The organism is Mangrovimonas spongiae, assembly GCF_003944795.1.
Classification (GTDB): domain Bacteria; phylum Bacteroidota; class Bacteroidia; order Flavobacteriales; family Flavobacteriaceae; genus Mangrovimonas; species Mangrovimonas spongiae.
Window position 1 is genome coordinate 32172 of record NZ_RWBG01000006.1, and the last position, 23338, is coordinate 55509.

Genomic DNA, 23338 nt, shown 5'->3' on the forward strand with positions numbered 1-23338 from the left:
GTTTTGAATAAAACTCCTTAAATACAAGTTTAGGACTAACAAGCTGATCAAGAATCTATTCTAAGATAGCGCGCTTTAACAACTTAGACTCATCCTTTTTAAAGAATTCCTGTTGAGTTTACCAAAAAAAATAATCAATGTAGGCAGTAACCTTATTTATTTTTAAGAACGTTAAGAGTTTAAATGCTCCAGAAGTATATTGTTTAAAGCTTCTAACTTCTCTTCAACATGCTCTGTGGCATTATCTTTATCTATTGTTTTTTGTTCCACTTGAGATGCAAATTGTAAGGCGCACATGGCTAATACATCTTGTTTATCTCTAACGGAATAACTTTGCTCAAATTGTTTAATCATGGTTTCAATCTTTTTGGCTGCTTTACGCAAACCTTCTTCTTGATTGGGCTGAATAGTTAAAGGATATACCCTGTTAGCTATGGATATTTTAATTTTTAACTTATCAGACATAGGTTAATTAAACTTAGCATTATTGGGAGAGTTCGGCTATACAATAGTCTATTTCTCGTATTAATGCATTTATTTTGAGCTTAGTTTCTCTTTTACTGTCGTCACTACCAAGTATTGTATTTGCTACTTTTAAAGCTTCGTATTTTTCTTCCCACTCTGCAGTAAGCTGCTTTTGGTTTTGAAGCTGTTTTTGAGTTGATTGCAGCTCTTGTTGTATGCTTAAATTAGCTTGTTTTAACTCTTCAATTTTATTAACTGCCTTATTAATTTGGGCGTCAAGAGTAGCAACAAGGGTTTCAATTTTACTCATCAGCAATACATAATACTTATCATACAAAGTTAAGATACCTCTCCTAAAATTACAATTGTTTTTAAATAAATTTTGTATTTTCACGTTATTATACCCTCCTTGTACCTTAAAAATTTCTAGCGTTTGATTTGCCTTTGCAAATCCTAATCAAATTAATATTTTAGCAATTCGATATTACAAGCTTTATGCAGAAGACCTTTTTATTATTTTTATTATTACCAACGTTATTTTTTGCCCAAAACTCAAGTCCTTACCCTGACGATTATTTTAGGCACCCGTTAGATGTTACCCTTGTGTTATCGGGAACTTTTGCCGAGTTACGCTCAAATCATTTTCACTCTGGACTTGATATAAAAACACAACAAAGAGAAGGTTTAAAAGTTTATGCTGCTGCAAGTGGTTATGTAAGTAGAATTAAAATACAGCATTATGGCTACGGGAAAGCGCTATACATTACACACCCTAATGGGTATACCACTGTTTATGCACATTTACAAAAGTTTAGTCCTAAAATTGAAGCTTACATTAAAAAAGCACAGTACGATAAAGAATCGTTTGAAATTGAAGTTTTCCCAAAAACTAGCGATTTATTAGTTGAACAAGGCGATGTTATTGCTTACAGTGGCAACACTGGCGGGTCTGGTGGGCCACATTTACATTTTGAAATTAGAGACAATTTAGAGCGCCCTATTAACCCGCTACTCTTTGGCATGGATGTTAAGGATACGACAAAACCCATGATTAAAAGTTTATTTGTTTACCCTATTGGCGATAATGCGCATGTTAATAATTCTAACGATAAACAAAAATTACGCCTTAGGGCTTTAGGTAATGGCGATTACACCACCGAAAAAATTGAAGCTTTTGGCAAGCTTGGGTTTGCCATTGAAACTAATGACAGACAGGACTTAGCTTACAATAATAATGGGGTTTACAACATTCAATCATTTTTTAACGGATTTAAAAAAATTGATATTGATTTTAGACGGTTTTCATTTTCCGAAACCAGACACCTTAATAGGTTAATAGATTACAAATATTATAAGACCCATAAAGATAGACTGCAAAAACTATTCATTGAAAAAAACAATCCGTTAAGCCTATATAAAGAAGCCGACAATAATGGCTACTTAATAATTGAAGACAGCACAGCATCGGTATATAAAATTCGTGTAAAAGATTACCACGAAAACGATAGTTGGGTTACCATTAATATTAAAGGAAAAAAGGAAGAAGATATAAGAAAAGAGCCCATTAAAGAGACACATTATTATATTTATGCCAATAAGCAGAATGAAATCCTCCATAACAACATTTCTATAAATTTTCCTCAAGACACGTTTTACGATGACTTTTTCTTAGACTTTTCGGCAAGTAATGACACTATTCAATTACACGATGATATTATTCCTGCTAAAAAATATTTCACAATTACATACGATACATCTTCCTTAAAGCAAGACGATTTAAACCAACTATACATTGCACGATTAGTAGGCTATAACGATTACCCTTTATATTCTAAAACATACAAAGAAACCGGAAAAATTTATACGAGAACGAGAACTTTAGGAAAATATGCCTTAGCCATAGATGATGAAAACCCAACCATAACCCCAACAAATTTTACCGATGGCAAGTGGCTAAGTAAATACCGCTACTTAAAATTAAAAATTGACGATAAAGGATCCGGAATTTCTAATTACAGAGCTACCGTAAACGGTAAATGGATTTTAATGGAGTACGATTATAAAACAGACAGTTTAGTTCATGACTTTAAAGACGGCATGATAACAGAGACTAAAAATAAATTAAAGGTAATTGTAACTGATAATGTAGGAAATAGTTCTACATTTGAAGCTACATTCTATAGAAAATAAAAAACAATCCCTTGAAGGCCTATTTTAAAATTCAGCTTATTTGCCTTTTTTTACTACCTGTGTTAAGCATAGCACAAACAGGTACCATTAAAGGTGTTATTCTAGATGAAAATAACATTCCTGTAAGTAATGTTAACATTAAAACATCGCAATTTGGAACAACCTCAAACAATAACGGGTTTTATACTCTTAAAATTCCCGCAAATCAAGATGTTTTAATCACCTTTACGCATATTACATTTAAAACCATACAAGCTACATTTAATCTTAAAAACGGAGAGTCTTTTGAGTTTAATCCTGTGATGAAAAGTAACGTGGAACAAATTTCAACCGTTGTTATTTCTAGCGAGAAAAGAAAAGACATTCAAGGTATTGTTACTCTAGAACCCAAAACCATTAGAAAAATTCCTGGCGCCAATGCTGGTGTAGAAAATCTATTAAAAACATTACCTGGCGTTAGTAGTAATAACGAATTAAGCACACAATATTCTGTTCGCGGTGGAAATTATGATGAAAACCTAGTTTATGTTAACGGGTTTGAAGTTTACCGCCCGTTTTTAATTCGCTCAGGGCAACAAGAAGGACTTAGTTTTGTAAATACAGACTTGGTGAGAAATGTTGACTTCTCTGCTGGTGGATTTCAAGCTAAATATGGTGATAAGCTTTCCTCTGTATTAGATATCACCTATCGTCAACCATACGAATTTGGTGTTAGCCTTGATGCTAGTTTACTTGGCGGAAGTCTTGCTGTTGAAGGCACCAGTAAAGATTCCAAGTTTACCGGAATTGTAGGTGTACGTTATCGTGACAACAGCTTATTAGTCGATGCCAAACAAACCGAAACCAACTACGATCCTACTTTTTTTGACGTACAATCGTATTTAACCTATAAGTTTAGCGACAAGTTTCAATTAGACTTTCTTGGAAATGCTTCTATTAACAGATACAATTATCAACCAAAAACCAGGCAAACCAATTTTGGTACATTAGATAATCCGTTAGCTTTATTAGTTTTTTACGAAGGTCAAGAAAAAGATAGATATCAAACCCTATTTGGTGCTTTAAAAGGAACTTATACTGTTAACGACAATCTATCGTTACAGCTTATAGGTTCAACCTACCACACAACAGAAGAAGAGTATTTCGATATTTTAGCCCAATACCGTTTAGGAGAAGTCAACACCAATATTGGCGATGAAGATTTGGGTGAAGTTGAATATAGCGAAGGTATTGGTGGGCAACTTAATCACGGTAGAAACGATTTAGACGCTTTAATTACCAATGTTCAACACAAAGGAAACTACGAAATAAATGATAATAATTTTGAATGGTCTTTAAAATACACCCACGAAGACATTCGTGATCGTTTAGTTGAATGGGAAGTAATTGATTCGGCAGGGTTTTCAATAAACCCACCAAGCAGCGATGCCTTTAACGAGCAACCTTATGCACCATATGAAGGCCCCTTAACGGCATTTCAAAATGTGCGCACCAAAAACCAAACCCAAATAGATAGGATTCAGGCTTATTTACAATGGAGTCGCCGTTTAAATATAAACGACACCGAGGTTTGGCTTAATGCTGGCGGACGTGTTCATAATTGGACAGTGAGTGGCGACAATATTACATCAAAAACACAAACAGTTATTAGTCCAAGAGCGCAAATAGCCGTAAAACCTAACTGGAAAAGAGATATGCTATTTAGGCTTGGTGGTGGTTTATATTATCAACCGCCATTTTATCGTGAGCTTAGGGATTCTTCAGGCATGGTTAACCCCGAAGTAAAAGCACAAAAATCGTTTCACCTGGTTATAGGAAACGATTACAGCTTTAAAATGTGGGATAGACCATTTAAATTAACAACCGAGGCTTACTACAAAAAAATAACCGATGTTAACCCCTATACAGTAGAAAATGTACGTATTCGATATCGTGCTAAAAATAATGCCGAAGCCTATGCGTATGGTTTAGATTTAAGACTTAATGGTGAGTTTGTACCAGGAACAGAATCTTGGGTTAGTTTTGGCTATTTAAAAACCGAAGAAAACATAGACGACCAAGGCTATATTGCAAGACCTACAGACCAACGCTTAAAGTTTGCTGCCTTATTTCAAGACTATGTACCAGTATTACCAAAAATGAAAATGTACCTTAATTTGGTTTATAACACGGGATTACCTGGTGGCTCTCCTAGCTATGCTAATCCTTATGAGTATCAAAACCGTTTACCAGATTATAAACGCGCCGATTTGGGCTTACAATATGTGGTTGTAGATTATAACGAACGTTTTGACAAAGGCTGGCGTAAACCTTTTAAATACTTATCGTTAGGATTTGAAATTTTCAATATTTTTGATGTACAAAACTCCATTACCAATACTTGGGTAAGAGATGTGTATAGTCAACGCCAATATGCCATACCTAATTATTTAACCCCAAGAATTTTTAATGTAAGAACAACAATGAAGTTTTAAGAATTTAGCTTAATTTTAATTTTCAACAAATTCTTTTAAAACATTAACTACATAATCAATCTCATCCTTAGTATTAAACTTACTAAATGAAAAACGAATAGATGGTTTTTGTTTATCTTCCTCTGAAAGAATTTGATCTAAAACATGAGAGCCTTTACCACTACCACTTTGGCATGCACTTCCTTTAGAACATGCAATACCTTTTAAATCTAGCTGAAATGGTAACGTTAACGCCTTTTCTGGAGACATTGGCAAACAGGCATTAATTAAAGTATACGTACTTTTAACTTTATTATGGCAATTACCATTAAATTTAACTTCTGGTATGGCCGCCTCTAATTGCGATGTAAAATAATCTTTCAATTCTTGTACATAAGCACGTTCTTCCTCTAAGTTTTCATAGGCTAACTTAAAAGCCGTTTCCAAACCTTTAATATTATGTACAGCTTCGGTTCCTGCACGATAACCACGTTCTTGCGAGCCCCCAAAAATCAAAGGCTTTAAGTTGCTATCTTTTCTTATATAAGCAAATCCAATCCCTTTTGGACCATGAAATTTATGGGCTGCTGCCGTCATAAAATCAATAGGAACTTGTTGTACATCCCATTCAAAATGACCGATAGATTGTACGGTATCACTATGAAAAAGCGCTTCATTGTCTTTACACATTTTAGCGACTTTTTCTATATCGAGAATATTTCCTATTTCGTTATTTACATGCATTAAACTTACTAATGTTTTTTCACTATTGTCTGCAAGTAAATGCTCTAAATCGTCGTAGTCTGGTGTTCCGCACGCTTGTAGTTTAACATATTTTACTGTAATACCGTACTCCTTTTCAAGCTCTTCTACGGTATGCAAAACAGCATGGTGCTCGATAGCCGATGTAATAATTGTTTTTACACCGCCATCACGAACAGCACAACGTAAAATCATGTTATCGGCTTCGGTTCCTCCTGAAGTAAAAATAATTTCTTGTGGTAAGGCATTTAATGTCTTCGCTATAGCTTTTCGTGCAGTTTCAATAATTGTTTTAGAAGAACGCCCAAACGCATGGGTTGAGGATGGATTTCCATAATTATTCAACAAAACGTCTTTAATATCATTAATGACTTCTTCTCTAACTTGTGTGGTTGCTGCACTATCTAAATATACCGATTTCATTGCCCTATTTTATGCCTTTTTTTATTTAGGCCACAAAAATAGGTCAAATAAAATTATTTACAAGATGCAGCGTTCTATATTTAGCAAATCCTGTATTTTTGTTTCAAATAAAATTAATGCTATGCAAAAATATTTAGCTCTATTCGCTATAATTACTTTCTTATTCTCTTGCGATGATGGTGATGTGATAACTGTTGAATTAGACTTTGACGATACTTTTGAATATTGTGGCAATCTTGTGTTTTATAAAACCAAAACAACTCCTAACGAGTCGCTTTCTTTAAAAGTAACGAATCCTATAGATGCTATTGAAGATATTTTAGAGTACAACAATATTAGTGCAGACTCTCCTATAGTAGAACTGGTAAACCCTGAAATTACGGGTAATATTAATGGTTCAACCAATGCTTTTAATTATCGTACCTATAATTCTGCTATTAGTGGTAATATTTTTTGTAACGACATTCCGCCATCCAACCTTGGTATTGAAAACGATTACTCTAGTACTAGTGGGGATTTTACTATTTACACCACTTTAATTGAAGATGACAATGATGGTGTTCCTGCAGAAATGGAAGATATAAATGGTAATGGCGATTTATATGATGATGATACCGATGGTGATGGCCTACCAAACTTTTTAGATGCCGATGATGATGGTGACAACGTATTAACGCTAACAGAACTTAATGATAATGATTTGGTTGATGCCAACAACGATGGCGATTTTGATGATGATACCGATGGTGATCCGTTAACAAATCCGGTAGATACCGATGGCGATGGTATTCCTAATTATTTAGATAACGACGATGATGACGATGGCGTTTTAACTATTGATGAAGAAAATGAAATACAAGATAACAACCCTGCTAACGATTTTACCAATCCTAATGTAGCCGACTATTTAAACCCAGATGTTAGCACGACTGTTCCAGCAACAGCATACAGAACTCATAATATTGAACAACTGTTTGTTATTGAAATTCTTGTTGAAAACATTTCATTTTCAAACCTAAACCAAAGCGAATTTGATTTTGGCACTATGGAAATAACCCCTTCAGCAGATAGAACATTTACACCTGAGTTTTAGTCAGGTGTTGCATTTTGGTAAATATAAACTTCGGTAGCACCTAAACCGTATTTTTTGTAATCGGCGTCGTAATACTTTACGTTATAGCGCCCAAAAAGGTATTCTAATTCCATTTTTAGAACACCTTCGCCAACACCATGAATAAACACAATTTTCTGAAAACGCTTTCTTATAGCAAACTCTAATTGTCGCCTAGCAGTATCTACTTGTAAGTTTAGCATTTCATGGTTTGTCATTCTACCAGACTTATCGGTTAACTGATGGATATGTAAATCCACTTCCATAGTTGGTAAATACTTATCCTTAGTCTTTTTCTTACGCGTAGTTTGCCTTTTCTTAGGTTGTGCTTTTTGTTTTATATCTTCTTGATCTGGTGTTATATAAGATTGCCCTAAAGTATTATCAATTAATACTAATTCATCAGCCGAAAACTCTAAATCAAACCCATCGCAAGAAACAGTAACAACATTACCCTTTACAGCAATAACTTGTCCTGCTAAATCCTCATCTAATACCGATACCGATTGTCCTACCTTAAACATCCTCTGAATTATTTTTTTCAGCTTCATTTTCGTGTTTACTAGGTATTGTTCTAGAAACCCTGTACAAACCAATCATTAAACAAAACATACCTAAAACAAGTATTACGGTGTCCTGTTCCTCGCCTGCTTGCGCATAAATAGCTACAATTGCACCAATAATAATAAGTAAGTAATTTATCGTTTTTTGAATAATCATATGTCAAGCTTTATTAATACAAGTAACAAAAATACATATTACTGCGCCACTAATTAAATTAAAATCATACAATACGTTTGCAATTAATTTGTACTTTTAGGCAAAATTATTGTAAATAGTTATCTCCTAAAACAACGTAAACAGACGTGATGTCTTTTGATCTAGAACATTATATGCTTCCTTGCCTTAATAAGCAATTATTAGGTTTTGATTGTTTTGGTTGTGGTATACAACGTGCATTCTTTTTAATTTTAAAAGGCGAGTTTAGTGTTGCATTTAAAATGTATCCGGCTATTTACCCTTTAATTGTTTTAACGCTTTTTTTGTGTTTAAATTTTTTCTTTAAATTTAAACGCGCTAACAAAATTATTAATATTCTTGCAGTAACTTCGGTAGCAACGATACTTGTAAGTTTTACTATTAAATTAATTAACCAATAATATCACTCACTTATGGAACAACAAAAACTTAACCCAACAGTCGTTTATATTTTAGCCATCTTAGGCTTATTATGCTGCTGCTTTGGTGGCTTAGGCTTTATCTTAGCCGGAATTGCCTTTTTTATTGCTATGAATAAGCTAAAAGATGCTAAGCTTCATCCAGAAAATTACGATCAAAGTAGCGTTAAATCTATGGATACAGCTAGGATTGTTGCCTTAGTTATTTTAATCATCAACTTAGTTTATTTTGCAGCAACTATATACAGAATTGCTACTGTTGGATGGGATGAAATGATGGAGCAATCGCAACAAATGATGGAACAATGGCAACAACAGCAAGGCAACTAACCGTTTTGCTTTAACTATTAAAAGTGACCATTTTAATGGTCGCTTTTTTATTACTTTTTATTCAAATTAAAAACTTACACCAAAAAACATGGAAAATAAACCAACTAGACCTAACAGTTATTTAGCCTTGGCTATTATTAGTACCATTTTATGTTGTTTACCAGCAGGAATTGTTAGTATTATTTATTCAACAAAGGTTAATAGCCTTTATGAGGATGGTAACTACGCCGAAGCCGAAAGAGCGTCTAAAAATGCTAAAACATGGGGAATTGTTTCTGTGGCATTAGCACTTTTAATTTATATCGTTATTTTTGCTATTTATGGAATTGCAATTTTTGCCGCAATAGCTAATGGCGACTTCTAGATTAAGACTTTTTTTATACATTATTATAGCGATTCTGCTTATCTCTGCAGTATCGCTATATTTTTTTGTAAACCCCTCTTCTGAAGAAATACAATTATTTCCTAAGTGCCCTTTTTATAGTTTTACAGGACTATACTGCCCAGGTTGTGGGAGCCAAAGAGCCATTCATGATATTTTAAACGGGCATTTTATAGAAGGGTTACGCCATAACTACTTATTTATTCTTTTGGGGTTTGTTTTAGGTTATGAAGCCTTAACCTTTATACGGTTAACGCTTTTTAAAAAAGAAACTTATAATGTCATTCACACCTCTAAATTTACAATAATGGTTCTCGTTATTGTTCTTGTTTTTTGGCTTTTAAGAAACCTTCCTTTATATCCGTTTACCGAACTTGCTCCATAAAAAAAGTGATTGATAAACATCAACCACTTTTAATACTTTAATACTACCGTATGTTAGTTTTACTTATTTTTCAAACGCTTTAAGTGTTTTTGTAATAATAGCAACACAATCTAACAATTGCTCTTTGTTCATTACTAATGGTGGTGCAAAACGAATAATATTACCGTGTGTTGGCTTTGCTAACAAGCCGTTATCACGTAATGCCATACAAATATTCCAGGCGGTGTCGCTTTCTTCATCATCATCAATAACAATAGCATTTAACAAGCCTTTTCCTCTCACAAGTGTAACAATATTGCTTTCGGCTATATATTTATTCATTTCACTTCTAAAAAGCTGCCCTAAAGCTTCTGCATTTTCGGCTAAAGACTCTTCTTTAACAACTTCTAACGCAGCAATAGCAACCGCGGCAGCTACAGGGTTTCCTCCAAAAGTACTTCCGTGACTACCTGGTGTAATTACATTCATGATATCATCATTAGCTAGAACAGCACTTACTGGATAAGCGCCACCACTTAAAGCTTTACCTAAAATTAAAATGTTAGGCTTTACATTCTCGTGGTCGCAAGCTAATAATTGTCCAGTTCTGGCAATACCTGTTTGTACTTCATCGGCAATAAACAAAACATTATACTTTTCGCAAAGGGCTTTGGCTTTTTGCAAATACCCTTCAGATGGCACATAAACACCAGCTTCACCTTGAATGGGTTCTACTAAAAATCCAGCAACATTAGGATTATTTTTTAAAGCTTGTTCTAAAGCGTCAAGGTTATCGTAATCTATTTTAATAAAACCTTTAGTGTAAGGTCCAAAGTTTTTTCTTGCTACAGGATCGTTAGAAAACGAAATAATTGTAGTTGTTCTTCCGTGGAAATTGTTTTCACAAACAATAATTTCGGCATCATTTTCGTCAATTCCTTTAACTTGGTAAGCCCAACGTCTACATACTTTAAGTGCCGTTTCTACTGCTTCGGCTCCCGTATTCATTGGTAGTAACTTGTCAAAGCCAAAATATGCCGTTGCAAACTTTTCAAATCGCCCTAACATATCGTTATAAAACGCTCTTGACGTTAGTGTTAAAGTTTGCGCTTGCGATGTCATTGCCCCAACAATTTTTGGGTGACAATGCCCTTGATTAACAGCAGAATATGCTGAAAGAAAATCGTAATATTGTTTACCTTCTACATCCCAAACATGAACGCCTTCACCTTTACTTAATACCACTGGAAGTGGATGATAGTTATGTGCGCCATACTTGTTTTCTAAATCCATCGCTTCTTGCGATGTTAATTGGTCTAAAACAGCCATTTTAATAAATAGTTTAATGTGTGAATAAAATAACCATTCCTTCTCTACCTTTATCCTTCCGAAATCCTCGAAAATTCAGCGTGGGAGAGAAATCATCCCTAAGAGTTCGCAAATTACTAAATATTAACTGCTTCTTAAAATGTTAGTTTAAGATTTTTTGCTAGTATATATTTAAGTTTAAGAAAACAAACAACATTATCAATGTTATAATAAAACCCGTATTAATTCATAAGTTTTGCTAATTTTGCAGACCATTGAATATAAAGAATAATGCCTCGAAGAGAACGAAATAAATTTGTAAAACGCGGACAAATACTAAATTTAAAAATAGAAGACTATGCCTTTGGCGGAAAAGGTATTGCGCGTCTTAAAAACGAACATGGCGAGTTTGTTGTATTTGTACCCAATACACTTCCTGGTCAGCTTGTAAAAGCTCAGGTTAAAAAGTCTAGTAAAAAGTATGCTGAATGTAAACTTATTGATGTTTTACAATCATCGCCCGATGAAGTTGAAATGCCCTACCAAGACATCCCTGGCGCACCCTACATAAAATTGCCTATTGACTTACAACATAAGTATAAAAAGGAAAGTACCCTTTCGCTGTTTAAAAAAATTGGTAAAGTAGATAATATTGAGGACTATTTTGATGCGTTTATTAGTTCTCCAAATGTGTTTCATTACAGAAACAAAATGGAATATGGCTTTTCGGCTATTGGATATGATAAAACCAAACAAACCGATGTAGACGAATTTACCCTAGGCTTTAAAAGACGTGGTACTTGGTGGATGGGAGAAAACCTAGAAAAAGATTCTGGCCTTTTTGATGAAGCGGTAGAAACCCATTTAAAAACCATAAGACATTACTGTGAAAAAACAGGGCTACCACCATGGCACGCCCCTAGAAAAACAGGTTTTTTTAGATATCTTGTTGTAAGAAAATCTCATAAAACCAGTGCCTTGTTATTCAATTTAGTGACCACATCTCATGACTTATCAAAATTTGATTTAACTGCTTTTGCAGAGTTTTTAGTGTCTCTATTTGGAGATAGATTAGCAGGTTTATTACATACTATTAACGATGAAATTGGAGATCGTACTATTGCTACTTCGGGGAGCATAAAACTAGTCTATGGAAAAGATAAAATTGTCGAAGAATTATTAGGGTTACAGTTTGAAATTAGCATGAAAAGCTTCTTTCAAACCAATCCAAAATCTGCCGAAAAATTATATTCAAAAGTTGTTGATTATGCTCTTGAAGATAGAGAAGCTGTAGATAATAGTGTTGTTTTAGATTTATTTTGTGGTACAGGAACTATAGGTCAAATTATAGCTTCAAAAGCAAATAATACAAAAATAATAGGTGTAGACATTGTTGCATCGGCAATAGAAGATGCCAAAAAAAATGCACAACGTAATGGTATTGAAGGCTTACAATTTTATGCTGCCGATGTTGGAAAATTTTTAACCGAACATCCACAGTACAAAAACAATATAAAAACCATTATTTTAGATCCCGCAAGAGCTGGTATTACACCTAAAACGCTTAAAAAAATCATAAACCTAAATGCAAAACGTTTGGTTTATGTATCTTGCAATCCAGCAACCCAAGCCAGAGACATTGAACAACTTGGGCACGCCAATTACAAGATAAAAAAACTAAGTTTAGTCGATCAATTTCCACATACAGCGCACATAGAAACTGTTGTGCTTTTGGAAAGAAGATAAAATTGTTATGAAAAAAATCACAGCGTCACTTCTACTCGCTTTAGTTTTATTCACGTGTGAACGTGATGATATTTGTTCCGAAAGTATTACAACATCCAGAATTAATATTGCTCTTTTAGACATTAATTTCCCTGATGAAGACACGCCAAAAAATGTGTTTAACTTACGTGTACAGGGTGTTGGCAACGAATCGGTATTATCAGATTACGATGTTGTTAGAACCAATAATTTGCTTTTACCATTAAAAACTACCGATGATGTAACACAGTTTAGGTTACATATAAATTATGCCATAGATGATAATGGAACACCAGAGCCAGAAGACGATATTATAGAAGGAAACGAAGATATTATAACCATTAATTACACCAGAGAACAAGAATACCTTTCAAGAGGCTGTGGTTACAGAACTATTTTTAAAAATGTAACCATAACCGTAGAAGATGATGGCAACAATTGGATTCAAAATATATTACCAGCAAACGATAATTTAATAGTAAACAATGAAGATGAAGTACATTACAAAATTTACCATTAACACGGTTTTTCTACTGTTATGTGCTATCTCTTTTGCTCAAAACGATAGCCTTCCAGAAACCAATAATATAGCCGACTCATTAAAAATCAAACAAAAATATGGCATTCGTCTTGGTGGTGATATTGGAAAATTAATTCGCTCTTTTATTGATGATGATTACACGGGTTTTGAAATAAATGGAGACTACAGATTAACCCGACGATGGTATATAGCAGGTGAAATTGGTGCCGAAGAGAAAAAAACCAATAACGACCATTTAACCAATACAGCTAAAGGAACCTACTTTAAAGCAGGTGTCGATTATAATGCCTACGATAATTGGTATGGTATGGAAAATATGATTTATGGTGGGTTTCGGGTTGGAGCCAGTTCATTTTCTCAAACATTAGAATCGTTTAGTGTATACGCTCCTAATCAATATTGGGCACCACAACTTTCAAGTAACGAAAGTCAAGAATTTAGTGGTCTTACTGCTATTTGGGGTGAAGTTATTCTAGGTATAAAAGTAGAAGTTCTTAATAACTTATATTTAGGCGCCAATGCACAGTTTAAATATACTATTAGTCAAGACCAACCTAACGGCTACGAAAACTTATATATTCCAGGATACCATAAAACTTACGACAGTGGTAACTTTGGTTTTGGATATGGCTATAACATATCCTACTTAATCCCATTATTTAAAAAGAATAAAAACTAATTGTTTTTCTTTTAAAACATTTTAAAAACCTCTTATCTATTTCAAATAACCTAAGAGGTTTATTATCTTTGCACACTTAAACAGGATGACATCTTATGAAGATTTCTTACAATTGGCTTAAGCAATTTATTCAAATAGATTGGGACGCTGAAAAAACAGGTGAATTACTTACAGATTTAGGACTTGAAGTTGAAGGTATCGAAAACTTTCAATCGGTTAAAGGCGGCCTTCAAGGTATTGTTGTTGGCGAAGTGCTAACCTGCGAAAAACATGCAAACGCAGACCGCTTAAAAGTTACTACGGTAAATATAGGCGAGCCGGAACCCGTTCAAATCGTATGTGGTGCTCCTAATGTAGATAAAGGTCAAAAAGTACCTGTGGCTACTGTAGGAACAACATTATACACACCAGAAGGTGAAGCTTGGAAAATAAAAAAAGGAAAAATTCGTGGTGAAGTGAGTCATGGTATGATTTGCGCAGAGGACGAATTAGGGCTAGGAAACTCTCACGATGGTATCATGGTTTTAGAGAACAGTTTAACTCCTGGAACGCCTCTAGCTGACGTTTTCGAGGTTGAAAACGATTATGTTTTCGAAATTGGCCTAACGCCCAACCGTGCCGATGCTATGAGCCATTTTGGCACCGCAAGAGACCTTAAAGCTGGGCTGCTTCAAAAAGATATTAAGTCAGAATTGATAACACCATCTGTAAGTGCATTTCATGTTGAAAACCGCACGCTTCGTATTGATGTTGACGTTAAAAATTACGATTTAGCACCAAGATATTGTGGTGTAACTATTTCTGGATTAAAAGTAAGCGAATCGCCAAACTGGTTAAAAAACAGACTATTAGCCATAGGATTAACCCCTAAAAACAATGTGGTGGATGCCACAAACTATGTACTACACGAATTAGGGCAACCATTACACGCTTTTGATGCTTCTAAAATTACAGGCAATAAAATTGAAGTAAAAACACTTCCAGCGGGCACCAAATTTACAACGCTTGATGAAGTAGAACGTGAACTTCATGAAGAAGATTTAATGATATGTAATGCTGAAAAACCCATGTGCATTGCTGGTGTATTTGGTGGGTTACATTCTGGTGTTACAGAAACTACTACAGCAATCTTTTTAGAAAGTGCTTATTTTAACCCTGTTTCTGTTAGAAAAACAGCCAAAAGACACGGTTTAAATACCGATGCGTCTTTTAGATTTGAAAGAGGTATCGACCCAAATATTACAGAATACGCATTAAAACGTGCTGCTCTACTAATTCAAGATATAGCGGGTGGTGAAATTACTAGCGATGTATTTGATACTTATCCTAAAAAAATAGAAGATTTTCAAGTACGTTTAAGTTTTGATAATGCTAAAAAACTTATTGGTGAAGAAATCCCCAAAGAAACTATAAAAGAAATTTTAATGTCGTTAGGCATTAAAATCAACAATGTAACTGAAGCCGGTTTAGGGCTTACTATTCCTGCTTACAGAAACGACGTACAACGTGAAGCCGACGTAATTGAAGAAGTATTACGTGTGTATGGATACAATAACATAAAAACAACCGAAAAGCTTAACGCTTCTATTTCTAACACTTCGAGATTTGAAGATTATAAACTTCAAAATATTATTGGTAATCAATTGGCGTCTCAAGGGTTTTACGAAATGCTTTCAAACTCGTTAACCTCTGCAAAATATACAGAACTTAGCGAGCAATTAAAAAACGAGCATAATGTAGAAATGCTAAATCCACTAAGTAGCGATTTAAGTGTGTTGCGCCAAAGTATGTTGTTTTCGGGGCTTGAAGCCATTAATCATAATATCAATAGAAAGCGTAACAACTTAAAATTATTTGAATTTGGTAAAACATACCACGATTTTAATGGTAAACGCGAAGAGTTTAAACGTTTATCGCTTTTTGTTACAGGAAATAGAGATAACGAACGTTGGAATTCTGCTATAAGAGAAAGTGATTTCTTTTATCTTAAAGGAATTATAAACACCATTTTTAATCGCTTAGGAATACAAGGAACCTCAACTTCTCCTATTTCAACCGATTTACTCTCCGAAGGTATTTGCATATCTAAAAAGAACACAAAACTAGTGGAGTTTGGTGTGATTAAAAAAGCGGTTTTAAAAACTTTCGACATTGCTCAAAACGTCCTTTATGCCGAATTTAATTGGGATAACATTATTGAAGTGGCTAAAACCAACAGTATTTCGTATACAGAGATTTCTAAATATCCTGAGGTAAGACGAGATTTTGCTTTGTTAATAGACAACCATATTACTTTTGAAGACATTGATAAAATAGCCTCTCAAACCGAGAAAAAACTATTAAAAGATGTCGATTTATTTGATGTTTATCAAGGTAAAAACCTTCCTGAAGGCAAAAAAAGTTATGCTGTAAGCTTTACATTACAAGACGAAAACAAAACTCTTACAGATAAACAAATAGATAAAATTATGAAAAAGCTCCAAACCAATTTTGAAAAACAACTTGGTGCTGAGTTGAGATAACAAAAAAGCCTGCTTTATGCAGGCTTTTTTCATATTTAAAATCTATATAATCTCAATAAAATTTCGTATCTTTAGTAGGCAACCATAAACTCTATAATTATGGATTCTACTTACAAAAAAATATTTTCTGGCAGCTTTATTGTTGTGCAACTTATTGTAGACAAACTTAAAGCTATTGGCATTAGTCCTGTGGTAAAAGATGAAACCGAATCAGGCCGTTTAGCTGGTTTTATGGCTTCTATTCCTGGTTTTCAAGATCTTTACGTTAGTGAAGACGAAGTTGAAACAGCACGTCCTGTAGTAGAAAGTGTTACCAATGAACTGGAAGCCGATACCAATTAAGCTGTTACGGCATACATTTTATCGCGTAGCTCCTTTATTTTAGGATCTTGCATGTATTCATCAAACGTCATGTATCTATCGATAACGCCATTTGGTGTTAGTTCTACTATTCTATTACCAACGGTTTGTGCAAACTCATGATCATGCGTGGTTAATAACACCGTGCCTTTAAAGTTTTTAAGCGAATTGTTAAACGCAGTAATACTTTCAAGATCTAAGTGGTTTGTGGGTTCATCTAGCATTAATACATTTGCTCTAACCATCATCATTCTACTTAGCATACAACGTACCTTTTCGCCTCCAGAAAGCACATTACATTTTTTTAAGGCTTCTTCTCCACTAAAAATCATTTTTCCTAAGAATCCTCTTATATAAACCTCTTCGCGTTCTTCTTCGGTCTTTGCCCATTGGCGTAACCAATCTACAAGCGATAATTCGCTATTAAAATAGTCACTATTATCTAATGGTAAATACGATTGCGTGGTTGTAATTCCCCAAGCAAACTCTCCTGAATCGGCTTTTTCTTTATCGTTAATTATTTGATAAAATGCTGTTGTAGCTCTAGAGTCTTTTGAAAACACAACTACCTTATCGCCTTTGGCTAAATTAAGATCTATGTTTTTAAATAAAGTTTCACCTTCTATTGATGCCGAAAGACCTTCTATATTTAAAATTTGATCGCCCGCTTCACGTTCTCTTTCAAAGATAATAGCAGGATAACGACGACTAGAAGGTTTAATTTCAGAGACGTTTAATTTTTCTATCATCTTCTTCCTAGACGTGGCTTGCTTAGATTTTGCGACGTTAGCAGAAAAACGTCTAATAAACTCTTCAAGTTCTTTCTTCTTCTCTTCGGCCTTTTTATTTTGTTGTGCACGTTGCTTAGCTGCTAATTGCGACGACTCATACCAGAATGAATAATTTCCTGAGTAATGGTTTATTTTTCCAAAATCAATATCAGAAATATGTGTACAAACCGCATCTAAAAAGTGACGGTCGTGAGAAACTACGATAACACAATTTTCGTAGTTTGCTAAAAAGTTTTCTAACCAAGAAATGGTTTCGTAATCTAGGTCGTTGGTAGGCTCATCCATAATTAACACATCTGGATTTCCAAATAATGCTTGTGCTAATAACACACGTACTTTTTGCTTTCCATCAAGATCGCTCATTAAAGTGTAATGCGAATCTTCGGTAATTCCTAAATTAGATAATAAGGCTGCAGCACTACTTTCTGCATTCCATCCATCCATTTCTTCAAACTTTACTTGAAGCTCCCCAATTTTTTCTGCATTTTCATCAGAATAATCGGCGTATAACTGGTCTATTTCTGTTTTAATTTCAAACAAAGGTTTATTACCACGTAATACCGTTTCTAGCACTGGATACTCATCATATAAATTATGATTTTGCTCTAAAACCGACATACGTTTTCCAGGCTCTAAATGCACATGCCCAGATGTTGGCTCTTGCTTTCCTGAAAGTATCTTTAAAAATGTTGATTTTCCGGCACCATTGGCACCAATAATTCCGTAGCAATTTCCTTGATTAAAGGTCGTGTTTACTTCATCAAACAAAATACGTTTTCCAAATTGTACAGATAAATTAGATACTGATAACATTCTTCTTGTTTTTAATTTTTGCAAAAGTAGAAAAAAGCTATTATATGTAGAAACAAAACCTTATATATTAATATTTAACAACGTCTTAACAAGGCTTCATCGCTGCAAAAGGTATTTTTGTACCATATAAAAACACCTATATCTATGCTTTTATTACTTAGCCGCATTTGCGTGATAGTATCCTTTGGCGTTTTGTTAGTGTCTTGTGAAAAGGATGTTAACCAAAACAATGATGTTGCTTATTTAGGTGGCGAAATTGTAAACCCTAAAGACGATTTTGTTGTCTTAACAAAATCGGACTCTAAGCTTATTGATACCTTAAAACTTGATAAAAGAAATAGATTTATTTATAAGTTTGATAGCTTAACTTCTGGGCTTTATTTGTTTAAACTACATGCTGCTGATGGCTTTGAACATCAAATGGTTTTACTAGAGCCTAACGATAGTATTATGCTTAGACTAAATACTATGGAGTTTGATGAATCGCTGGTTTTTACAGGACATGGAGCTAAAAAGAACAATTACTTAATTGAATTGTTTTTAGAAAGTGAAATTGATGATAAAAAAGTACTTGGTTTTAGCCAATTACCACCTAAAGAGTTTGAAGCTAAAGTAGACTCTATAAGAGAGAGTAAACTTAAAAAACTTAAAGATTTCTCTGTAAAAAATACCGTTTCAAAAAGATTTAACGACTTGGTAGAAGCCAATATTAATTACGATTACTACTTGAGTAAAGAGGTGTATCCTTTTGTAAATTATTCTACCAACGAACGTAGAATAATAGAATCGCTCCCTGAGGATTTTTACGCTTTTAGAAAGGATATAGATTATAATCATTCTAGCATAAAAGATTATTTCCCTTATTATTCTTTTTTAAGACATCATTTCGAAAACTTAGCGTTAACAAAACACTTTAAAGAATCTAACGATAGTATTTTTAACAGAAAATGCCTGGATTACAACTTAACTAGATTAGATTATATTGATAGCTTGGTAAAAAGTGACAATATTAAAAATTCGTTACTAATGAATACAGCAATAGAGTTTATAAGTGATAATAAAAATGTAAAAGATTACGATACGTTTTTAAAATCGTTTAACTCTAAATGTTCCGATAAGGATCAAAAAGAATATTTAACCAATACCATAAATGCTTTAAAAGGATTAAAACCAGGAAACACCTTACCTAATATTAAAGTGTTTGATTTTAATGGAAATGAAAAAAGACTTGGGCAATTAATGAACCATAAACCAACTGTTATTTATTTCTGGAGACAATCGTACTTAAGACATTTTCAAGAATCGCATGAAAAGGTTAAAGAATTAGAGAAAAAATACCCAGAAATAAACTTTGTTGCTATTAATGCCTATGAAAACCATGTTCCTGCATGGCAGGAGCATTTAAAGCTTTACAAATACGATAAAACAAACGAGTTTTTATTTGAAAACCCAACCCAAGGCAAGCAATCTCTTGCTATTTACCCTATTAATAAAGTTATTTTGGTAAATAAAAAAGGGCAAATAATTAATCCGCATACCAATATGTTTTCAATTCATTTTGAAAACCAATTACTAGAAGCCTTAAACCCATAAAAAAAGCCTCGAAATATCGAGGCTTTTTTTATTTTATATAAAGGTGTTTTTAATTTCCTTTTTTGTAATCTGCTAAAAACTTTTCTAACCCAATATCGGTTAATGGGTGTTTTAACAAACCTGAAATAGAACTTAAAGGTCCAGTCATAACATCGGCGCCTATTTTAGCACAATCAATTACGTGCATGGTATGACGCACAGAAGCGGCTAAAATTTCGGTATCAAACGCATAATTATCATAAATATGGCGAATTTCAGCAATTAGGTTTAATCCATCTGTTGAGATATCATCTAATCTTCCAATAAATGGCGACACATAAGTCGCTCCTGCTTTAGCAGCTAATAACGCTTGTCCTGCAGAAAATACTAGAGTCACATTGGTTTTTATACCTTTATCGCTAAAATATTTACAGGCTTTTACACCATCTTTAATCATAGGTAGTTTTATAACTATTTGATCATGAAGTTCGGCTAAGGCTTCACCTTCTTTTACCATACCGTCAAAATCGGTAGAAATGACCTCGGCACTTACATCGCCATCTACAATATTGCAAATGTCTACGTAATGTTTCATGATATTGTCATGACCTGTGATGCCTTCTTTAGCCATTAACGATGGGTTTGTTGTAACACCATCTAAAATTCCCATGTCTTGGGCTTCTTTAATTTGCTCTAAATTAGCTGTGTCAATAAAAAATTTCATCTAAATAAATGCGTTTAAGTTGTGTTATTTTCTCGAAAATCGAGATTTAAATATTTCAGAATTATTTTAAATCAAGCCTTTTACTTTCATTTTTTGATGAGTTCAAGGTTAATAATTCATGAATTGCAAAATTACAATTTATAATGGTTCATTAACAACCTTTCATAAACTTTATCTGGTAAAATACGCTTTAAAACAATAGAGAATTTTTGCATGAACTCCCCTACTTTATAATGAACTTTTGGCTTTTTACTATTAATAACTCTTAAAATAGCTTCGGCCATAATTTTAGGATCTTGTCCGCTGTCTACATGGTCGTCCATTAAAGCCAAAGTATTACCGTATGATGCTTTGTAAGGCGACTTATCATTTACAGGAGCATGATATCTTCCCGCTGCAATGTTCGTAGCAAAATCACCTGGTGCAACGTTGGTCATCTCTATATTAAATGGTTTTAGCTCCATTCTGTAGGCTTCGGTAATTAGCTCTAAAGCCCCTTTACTTGCACTATAAACACCACGAAAAGGCAAGCCCATATATCCCGCTATAGATGTAATATTAATAATTAACCCCGATTGTTGCTGTCGCATGTAAGGTAAAACTTCTTTTATAACATTTAAAGGACCAAAAAAGTTCGTTTCAAAGTTTCGTTTTATTTCAGTATCTGGAATTTCCTCTATAGGCCCTGTTATTCCAGCACCAGCATTATTAATTAGGATATCTAATCGCCCTGATTTTTGAATAACCTCGGAAACAGCCGATTTTATAGTTCCCACATTAGCAACATCTAAAGCAACTAAAGGAAATTTACTATTAGTATATTTTTCAGGGTTTCTACTTGTACCATAAACCTGAAACCCTTTTTCTGTTAGAAACTCACCAACCGATTTACCAATACCAGATGAACCACCAGTAATTAAAATAATTTTAGACATAAGTTGTGATAATTTAGCTCAAAAATACAATTAAATAGGAAAGAAAAGCGCATAAAAAAAGGCAAGCTACCTACATCACACCGCTACGACCGCGTACCTTTGCTGCGTTCCCGCCCTGGAGGATTCAGCAGGAGCTGGTTGTGTAGGACTTGCCGACTGCAAAGATACAACCTTTTAATACTTTTACAATGATTTTTTAAACTGAATTTTATTGAATACATTGCTTCAAATTATTTTTAAAGTCATGACATCTGTTAAATTACTTATTGCCATAGCATTATCCACTATTATTGTTTCATGCGGGAACAATATTGCTGAAATGAAAAAGAACATTTCTATTAAAACAAACACTAAAAACAACTCTTTTACCCTAGGAGAAACACTTGAAGTTAGTCTTGAGAATCCTAAAAATTATGATATTGGTAACGTTACGTTCTTACTTGATGGCAACAAGATTTCAAATAAAACACTTTTAAATACTATTAAACTTGGTGTGCACACTCTAGAAGCTCAAATTCAACTAAATGACACACCAGAAACAATCGCAACAAACATTACTGTTTTAAATAATAAAACACCTAAAGTGTATCATTTTGAAATTATTAATGAATTTCCGCACGATATAACATCGTACACCCAAGGATTAGAGTTTTACAATGGTGAATTATATGAAAGTACTGGACAATACGGCGAATCTAAATTAAGAAAGGTAGATTATAAAACAGGTGAACCTATAAAAAGTATTAATCTTCCTAACCAATATTTTGGCGAAGGGCTTACGGTTTTAAACAATAGAGTATATCAGTTAACATGGAAAAGAGGTACCGGATTTATTTATAATGCCGAGACCTTTGAAAAAACAGGATCCTTTAAATATAATAACAGTAAGCAAGGTTGGGGAATTTGTAACGATGGAAAAACACTATATAAAAGTGATGGTACCGAAAAAATCTGGACGTTAGATCCAGAAACTTTAATGGAACAAAGTTATATTCAGGCTTACCATAGTAAAGGTAAAGTTGTCGAACTTAACGAACTAGAATGGGTCAACGGAAAAATTTATGCCAATCGCTGGCAAAAAAATGGTGTGGCTATTATTAACCCTAAAAACGGCGCTGTAGAAGGTGTGATAGACTTTTCTCCTTTACATAAAAAAGTAACGCAGCACCCAAAACTAGATGTGTTAAACGGTATTGCCTACAATCCTGAAACCCAAACCTTATTTGTTACAGGAAAACGTTGGGACAAACTTTTTGAGGTAAAAATTATAGAATAACGTGAATACATTCACCAAAAATATTGTTGTTACCCAAAATAATCTTGATCAACTAAACCACGTTAACAATGTACAATATGTGCAATGGGTACAAGATATTGCAGAGCAACATTGGTATAAAGAAACCACCGAAGCGATAAGAAGCACTTATTTTTGGGTTATGATTAACCATTATATTGAATATAAAAAAGAGGCTAAACTCGGGGAAACGATTATCGTAACTACCTATGTTAAGGAAACTAAAGGTGTAAAATCTACTAGAATTGTAGAATTTTCTAATTTAGAAGACACTCTCCTAGCAAAGTCAACAACACAATGGTGTTTTATTGATGCAAAAAGTAAACGCCCAATAAGAATTCCTAAAGACATTGCTCAAATATTTTCTTAAGTCCATT

Annotated in this window: 24 protein-coding genes and 2 other RNA genes; 15 read left to right on the top strand and 11 right to left on the bottom strand. The window is 33.8% G+C overall.

Annotated features, from left to right (window positions below):
• Nucleotides 1–10 precede the first annotated feature (10 nt).
• From ssrS to EJA19_RS12115, 3 genes are all read right to left on the bottom strand, one after another.
• A non-coding RNA gene (gene ssrS / locus EJA19_RS12105) (6S RNA) lies at nucleotides 11–118 on the bottom strand.
• 53 nt (nucleotides 119–171) lie between these two features.
• The gene (locus tag EJA19_RS12110; RefSeq protein WP_125468643.1) at nucleotides 172–465 is read right to left on the bottom strand and encodes a cell division protein ZapA; all 294 of its coding nucleotides are present in this window, start codon (nucleotides 463–465) and stop codon (nucleotides 172–174) included.
• A 19-nt stretch (nucleotides 466–484) separates the two neighbouring features.
• The gene (locus tag EJA19_RS12115) at nucleotides 485–775 is read right to left on the bottom strand and encodes a hypothetical protein (RefSeq protein ID WP_125468644.1); all 291 of its coding nucleotides are present in this window, start codon (nucleotides 773–775) and stop codon (nucleotides 485–487) included.
• Nucleotides 776–960: 185 nt separating this feature from the next.
• Between EJA19_RS12115 and EJA19_RS12120 the strand changes: the two genes are divergently transcribed.
• Both EJA19_RS12120 and EJA19_RS12125 read left to right on the top strand, forming a co-directional pair.
• Entirely contained in the window at nucleotides 961–2655 is a 1695-nt protein-coding gene (locus tag EJA19_RS12120; protein WP_125468645.1) for a M23 family metallopeptidase, read from the top strand.
• A gap of 11 nt (nucleotides 2656–2666) precedes the next feature.
• Nucleotides 2667–5129 carry a TonB-dependent receptor gene (locus tag EJA19_RS12125; protein ID WP_125468646.1) on the top strand — a complete coding sequence of 821 codons (2463 nt, stop codon included), beginning with the start codon at nucleotides 2667–2669 and terminating at the stop codon, nucleotides 5127–5129.
• A gap of 15 nt (nucleotides 5130–5144) precedes the next feature.
• Here EJA19_RS12125 and EJA19_RS12130 read toward each other — a convergent pair whose 3' ends face one another.
• Nucleotides 5145–6293: a cysteine desulfurase family protein gene (locus tag EJA19_RS12130; RefSeq protein ID WP_125468647.1), complete on the bottom strand. Its 1149-nt coding sequence runs from the start codon at nucleotides 6291–6293 to the stop codon at nucleotides 5145–5147.
• A 121-nt stretch (nucleotides 6294–6414) separates the two neighbouring features.
• Between EJA19_RS12130 and EJA19_RS12135 the strand changes: the two genes are divergently transcribed.
• Nucleotides 6415–7386 (top strand): hypothetical protein, encoded by a 972-nt coding sequence (locus EJA19_RS12135; RefSeq protein WP_125468648.1) that lies wholly within the window; start codon nucleotides 6415–6417, stop codon nucleotides 7384–7386.
• On the opposite strand, the gene EJA19_RS12140 is transcribed toward EJA19_RS12135, so the two are convergent.
• A complete protein-coding gene (locus EJA19_RS12140) occupies nucleotides 7383–7928 on the bottom strand; it encodes a Smr/MutS family protein (protein ID WP_125468649.1) in 546 nt (181 codons plus the stop codon). The two genes, EJA19_RS12135 and EJA19_RS12140, sit on opposite strands and share 4 nt — an antisense overlap.
• Entirely contained in the window at nucleotides 7921–8124 is a 204-nt protein-coding gene (locus EJA19_RS12145; RefSeq protein ID WP_125468650.1) for a hypothetical protein, read from the bottom strand. The genes EJA19_RS12140 and EJA19_RS12145 overlap by 8 nt, the downstream gene beginning before the upstream one ends.
• 173 nt (nucleotides 8125–8297) lie before the next feature.
• Between EJA19_RS12145 and EJA19_RS12150 the strand changes: the two genes are divergently transcribed.
• From EJA19_RS12150 to EJA19_RS12165, 4 genes are all read left to right on the top strand, one after another.
• Nucleotides 8298–8564 carry a DUF2752 domain-containing protein gene (locus EJA19_RS12150; RefSeq protein WP_125468731.1) on the top strand — a complete coding sequence of 89 codons (267 nt, stop codon included), beginning with the start codon at nucleotides 8298–8300 and terminating at the stop codon, nucleotides 8562–8564.
• 12 nt (nucleotides 8565–8576) lie between these two features.
• The gene (locus EJA19_RS12155; protein ID WP_125468651.1) at nucleotides 8577–8912 is read left to right on the top strand and encodes a CCC motif membrane protein; all 336 of its coding nucleotides are present in this window, start codon (nucleotides 8577–8579) and stop codon (nucleotides 8910–8912) included.
• An 88-nt stretch (nucleotides 8913–9000) separates the two neighbouring features.
• Nucleotides 9001–9276: a CD225/dispanin family protein gene (locus EJA19_RS12160; protein WP_125468652.1), complete on the top strand. Its 276-nt coding sequence runs from the start codon at nucleotides 9001–9003 to the stop codon at nucleotides 9274–9276.
• Nucleotides 9263–9679: a DUF2752 domain-containing protein gene (locus tag EJA19_RS12165; RefSeq protein WP_125468653.1), complete on the top strand. Its 417-nt coding sequence runs from the start codon at nucleotides 9263–9265 to the stop codon at nucleotides 9677–9679. Before EJA19_RS12160 ends, EJA19_RS12165 begins: the two co-directional genes overlap by 14 nt.
• Nucleotides 9680–9742: 63 nt before the next feature.
• Here EJA19_RS12165 and rocD read toward each other — a convergent pair whose 3' ends face one another.
• Entirely contained in the window at nucleotides 9743–10987 is a 1245-nt protein-coding gene (gene rocD, locus EJA19_RS12170; protein WP_125468654.1) for an ornithine--oxo-acid transaminase, read from the bottom strand.
• Between the two features lie 270 nt (nucleotides 10988–11257).
• Here rocD and rlmD point away from each other — a divergent pair, with 270 nt between their 5' ends.
• The 5 genes from rlmD (at nucleotide 11258) to EJA19_RS12195 (ending at nucleotide 16814) form a co-directional block, all read left to right on the top strand.
• Nucleotides 11258–12712, top strand: a complete 1455-nt coding sequence (gene rlmD / locus EJA19_RS12175) for a 23S rRNA (uracil(1939)-C(5))-methyltransferase RlmD (protein ID WP_125468655.1) — start codon at nucleotides 11258–11260, stop codon at nucleotides 12710–12712.
• Between the two features lie 7 nt (nucleotides 12713–12719).
• Complete coding sequence (locus EJA19_RS12180) at nucleotides 12720–13250, top strand: DUF6452 family protein (RefSeq protein WP_125468656.1); 531 nt, start codon at nucleotides 12720–12722, stop codon at nucleotides 13248–13250.
• Nucleotides 13222–13950, top strand: coding sequence for a DUF6048 family protein (locus EJA19_RS12185; protein ID WP_240640290.1), 729 nt, complete (start codon nucleotides 13222–13224; stop codon nucleotides 13948–13950). Before EJA19_RS12180 ends, EJA19_RS12185 begins: the two co-directional genes overlap by 29 nt.
• A 95-nt stretch (nucleotides 13951–14045) precedes the next feature.
• A complete protein-coding gene (gene pheT, locus EJA19_RS12190) occupies nucleotides 14046–16472 on the top strand; it encodes a phenylalanine--tRNA ligase subunit beta (protein WP_125468658.1) in 2427 nt (808 codons plus the stop codon).
• 99 nt (nucleotides 16473–16571) lie between these two features.
• The gene (locus EJA19_RS12195) at nucleotides 16572–16814 is read left to right on the top strand and encodes a putative signal transducing protein (RefSeq protein ID WP_125468659.1); all 243 of its coding nucleotides are present in this window, start codon (nucleotides 16572–16574) and stop codon (nucleotides 16812–16814) included.
• On the opposite strand, the gene EJA19_RS12200 is transcribed toward EJA19_RS12195, so the two are convergent.
• The gene (locus EJA19_RS12200; RefSeq protein ID WP_125468660.1) at nucleotides 16811–18436 is read right to left on the bottom strand and encodes an ABC-F family ATP-binding cassette domain-containing protein; all 1626 of its coding nucleotides are present in this window, start codon (nucleotides 18434–18436) and stop codon (nucleotides 16811–16813) included. The two genes, EJA19_RS12195 and EJA19_RS12200, sit on opposite strands and share 4 nt — an antisense overlap.
• Nucleotides 18437–18580: 144 nt before the next feature.
• Here EJA19_RS12200 and EJA19_RS12205 point away from each other — a divergent pair, with 144 nt between their 5' ends.
• Nucleotides 18581–20029, top strand: a complete 1449-nt coding sequence (locus EJA19_RS12205; protein ID WP_125468661.1) for a TlpA family protein disulfide reductase — start codon at nucleotides 18581–18583, stop codon at nucleotides 20027–20029.
• A 49-nt stretch (nucleotides 20030–20078) separates the two neighbouring features.
• Here the strand turns inward: EJA19_RS12205 and fsa are convergent, their stop codons facing one another.
• The 3 genes from fsa to ffs all read right to left on the bottom strand — a co-directional run bounded on the left by fsa (nucleotide 20079) and on the right by ffs (nucleotide 21822).
• Complete coding sequence (gene fsa / locus EJA19_RS12210; protein ID WP_125468662.1) at nucleotides 20079–20732, bottom strand: fructose-6-phosphate aldolase; 654 nt, start codon at nucleotides 20730–20732, stop codon at nucleotides 20079–20081.
• 131 nt (nucleotides 20733–20863) lie between these two features.
• Nucleotides 20864–21667 (bottom strand): SDR family oxidoreductase, encoded by an 804-nt coding sequence (locus tag EJA19_RS12215; protein WP_125468663.1) that lies wholly within the window; start codon nucleotides 21665–21667, stop codon nucleotides 20864–20866.
• Between the two features lie 56 nt (nucleotides 21668–21723).
• An RNA gene (gene ffs / locus EJA19_RS12220) (signal recognition particle sRNA small type) lies at nucleotides 21724–21822 on the bottom strand.
• 89 nt (nucleotides 21823–21911) lie between these two features.
• On the opposite strand from ffs, the gene EJA19_RS12225 reads away from it, so the two are divergent.
• The gene (locus EJA19_RS12225; RefSeq protein ID WP_125468664.1) at nucleotides 21912–22943 is read left to right on the top strand and encodes a glutaminyl-peptide cyclotransferase; all 1032 of its coding nucleotides are present in this window, start codon (nucleotides 21912–21914) and stop codon (nucleotides 22941–22943) included.
• 1 nt (nucleotide 22944) lies between these two features.
• On the top strand, nucleotides 22945–23331 hold the full coding sequence (locus EJA19_RS12230; protein WP_125468665.1) for an acyl-CoA thioesterase: 387 nt from the start codon (nucleotides 22945–22947) through the stop codon (nucleotides 23329–23331).
• Nucleotides 23332–23338: the final 7 nt, after the last annotated feature.

Bases quoted from the DNA above. Each gene is read 5' to 3' on its own strand.
- EJA19_RS12110 (WP_125468643.1), bottom strand. From the start codon at position 465: ATGTCTGATAAGTTAAAAATTAAAATATCCATAGCTAACAGGGTATAT.
- EJA19_RS12115 (WP_125468644.1), bottom strand. From the start codon at position 775: ATGAGTAAAATTGAAACCCTTGTTGCTACTCTTGACGCCCAAATTAAT.
- EJA19_RS12120 (WP_125468645.1), top strand. From the start codon at position 961: ATGCAGAAGACCTTTTTATTATTTTTATTATTACCAACGTTATTTTTT.
- EJA19_RS12130 (WP_125468647.1), bottom strand. From the start codon at position 6,293: ATGAAATCGGTATATTTAGATAGTGCAGCAACCACACAAGTTAGAGAA.
- EJA19_RS12135 (WP_125468648.1), top strand. From the start codon at position 6,415: ATGCAAAAATATTTAGCTCTATTCGCTATAATTACTTTCTTATTCTCT.
- EJA19_RS12140 (WP_125468649.1), bottom strand. From the start codon at position 7,928: ATGTTTAAGGTAGGACAATCGGTATCGGTATTAGATGAGGATTTAGCA.
- EJA19_RS12145 (WP_125468650.1), bottom strand. From the start codon at position 8,124: ATGATTATTCAAAAAACGATAAATTACTTACTTATTATTATTGGTGCA.
- EJA19_RS12150 (WP_125468731.1), top strand. From the start codon at position 8,298: ATGCTTCCTTGCCTTAATAAGCAATTATTAGGTTTTGATTGTTTTGGT.
- EJA19_RS12155 (WP_125468651.1), top strand. From the start codon at position 8,577: ATGGAACAACAAAAACTTAACCCAACAGTCGTTTATATTTTAGCCATC.
- EJA19_RS12160 (WP_125468652.1), top strand. From the start codon at position 9,001: ATGGAAAATAAACCAACTAGACCTAACAGTTATTTAGCCTTGGCTATT.
- EJA19_RS12165 (WP_125468653.1), top strand. From the start codon at position 9,263: ATGGCGACTTCTAGATTAAGACTTTTTTTATACATTATTATAGCGATT.
- rocD (WP_125468654.1), bottom strand. From the start codon at position 10,987: ATGGCTGTTTTAGACCAATTAACATCGCAAGAAGCGATGGATTTAGAA.
- rlmD (WP_125468655.1), top strand. From the start codon at position 11,258: ATGCCTCGAAGAGAACGAAATAAATTTGTAAAACGCGGACAAATACTA.
- EJA19_RS12180 (WP_125468656.1), top strand. From the start codon at position 12,720: ATGAAAAAAATCACAGCGTCACTTCTACTCGCTTTAGTTTTATTCACG.
- EJA19_RS12185 (WP_240640290.1), top strand. From the start codon at position 13,222: ATGAAGTACATTACAAAATTTACCATTAACACGGTTTTTCTACTGTTA.
- pheT (WP_125468658.1), top strand. From the start codon at position 14,046: ATGAAGATTTCTTACAATTGGCTTAAGCAATTTATTCAAATAGATTGG.
- EJA19_RS12195 (WP_125468659.1), top strand. From the start codon at position 16,572: ATGGATTCTACTTACAAAAAAATATTTTCTGGCAGCTTTATTGTTGTG.
- EJA19_RS12200 (WP_125468660.1), bottom strand. From the start codon at position 18,436: ATGTTATCAGTATCTAATTTATCTGTACAATTTGGAAAACGTATTTTG.
- EJA19_RS12205 (WP_125468661.1), top strand. From the start codon at position 18,581: ATGCTTTTATTACTTAGCCGCATTTGCGTGATAGTATCCTTTGGCGTT.
- fsa (WP_125468662.1), bottom strand. From the start codon at position 20,732: ATGAAATTTTTTATTGACACAGCTAATTTAGAGCAAATTAAAGAAGCC.
- EJA19_RS12215 (WP_125468663.1), bottom strand. From the start codon at position 21,667: ATGTCTAAAATTATTTTAATTACTGGTGGTTCATCTGGTATTGGTAAA.
- EJA19_RS12225 (WP_125468664.1), top strand. From the start codon at position 21,912: ATGACATCTGTTAAATTACTTATTGCCATAGCATTATCCACTATTATT.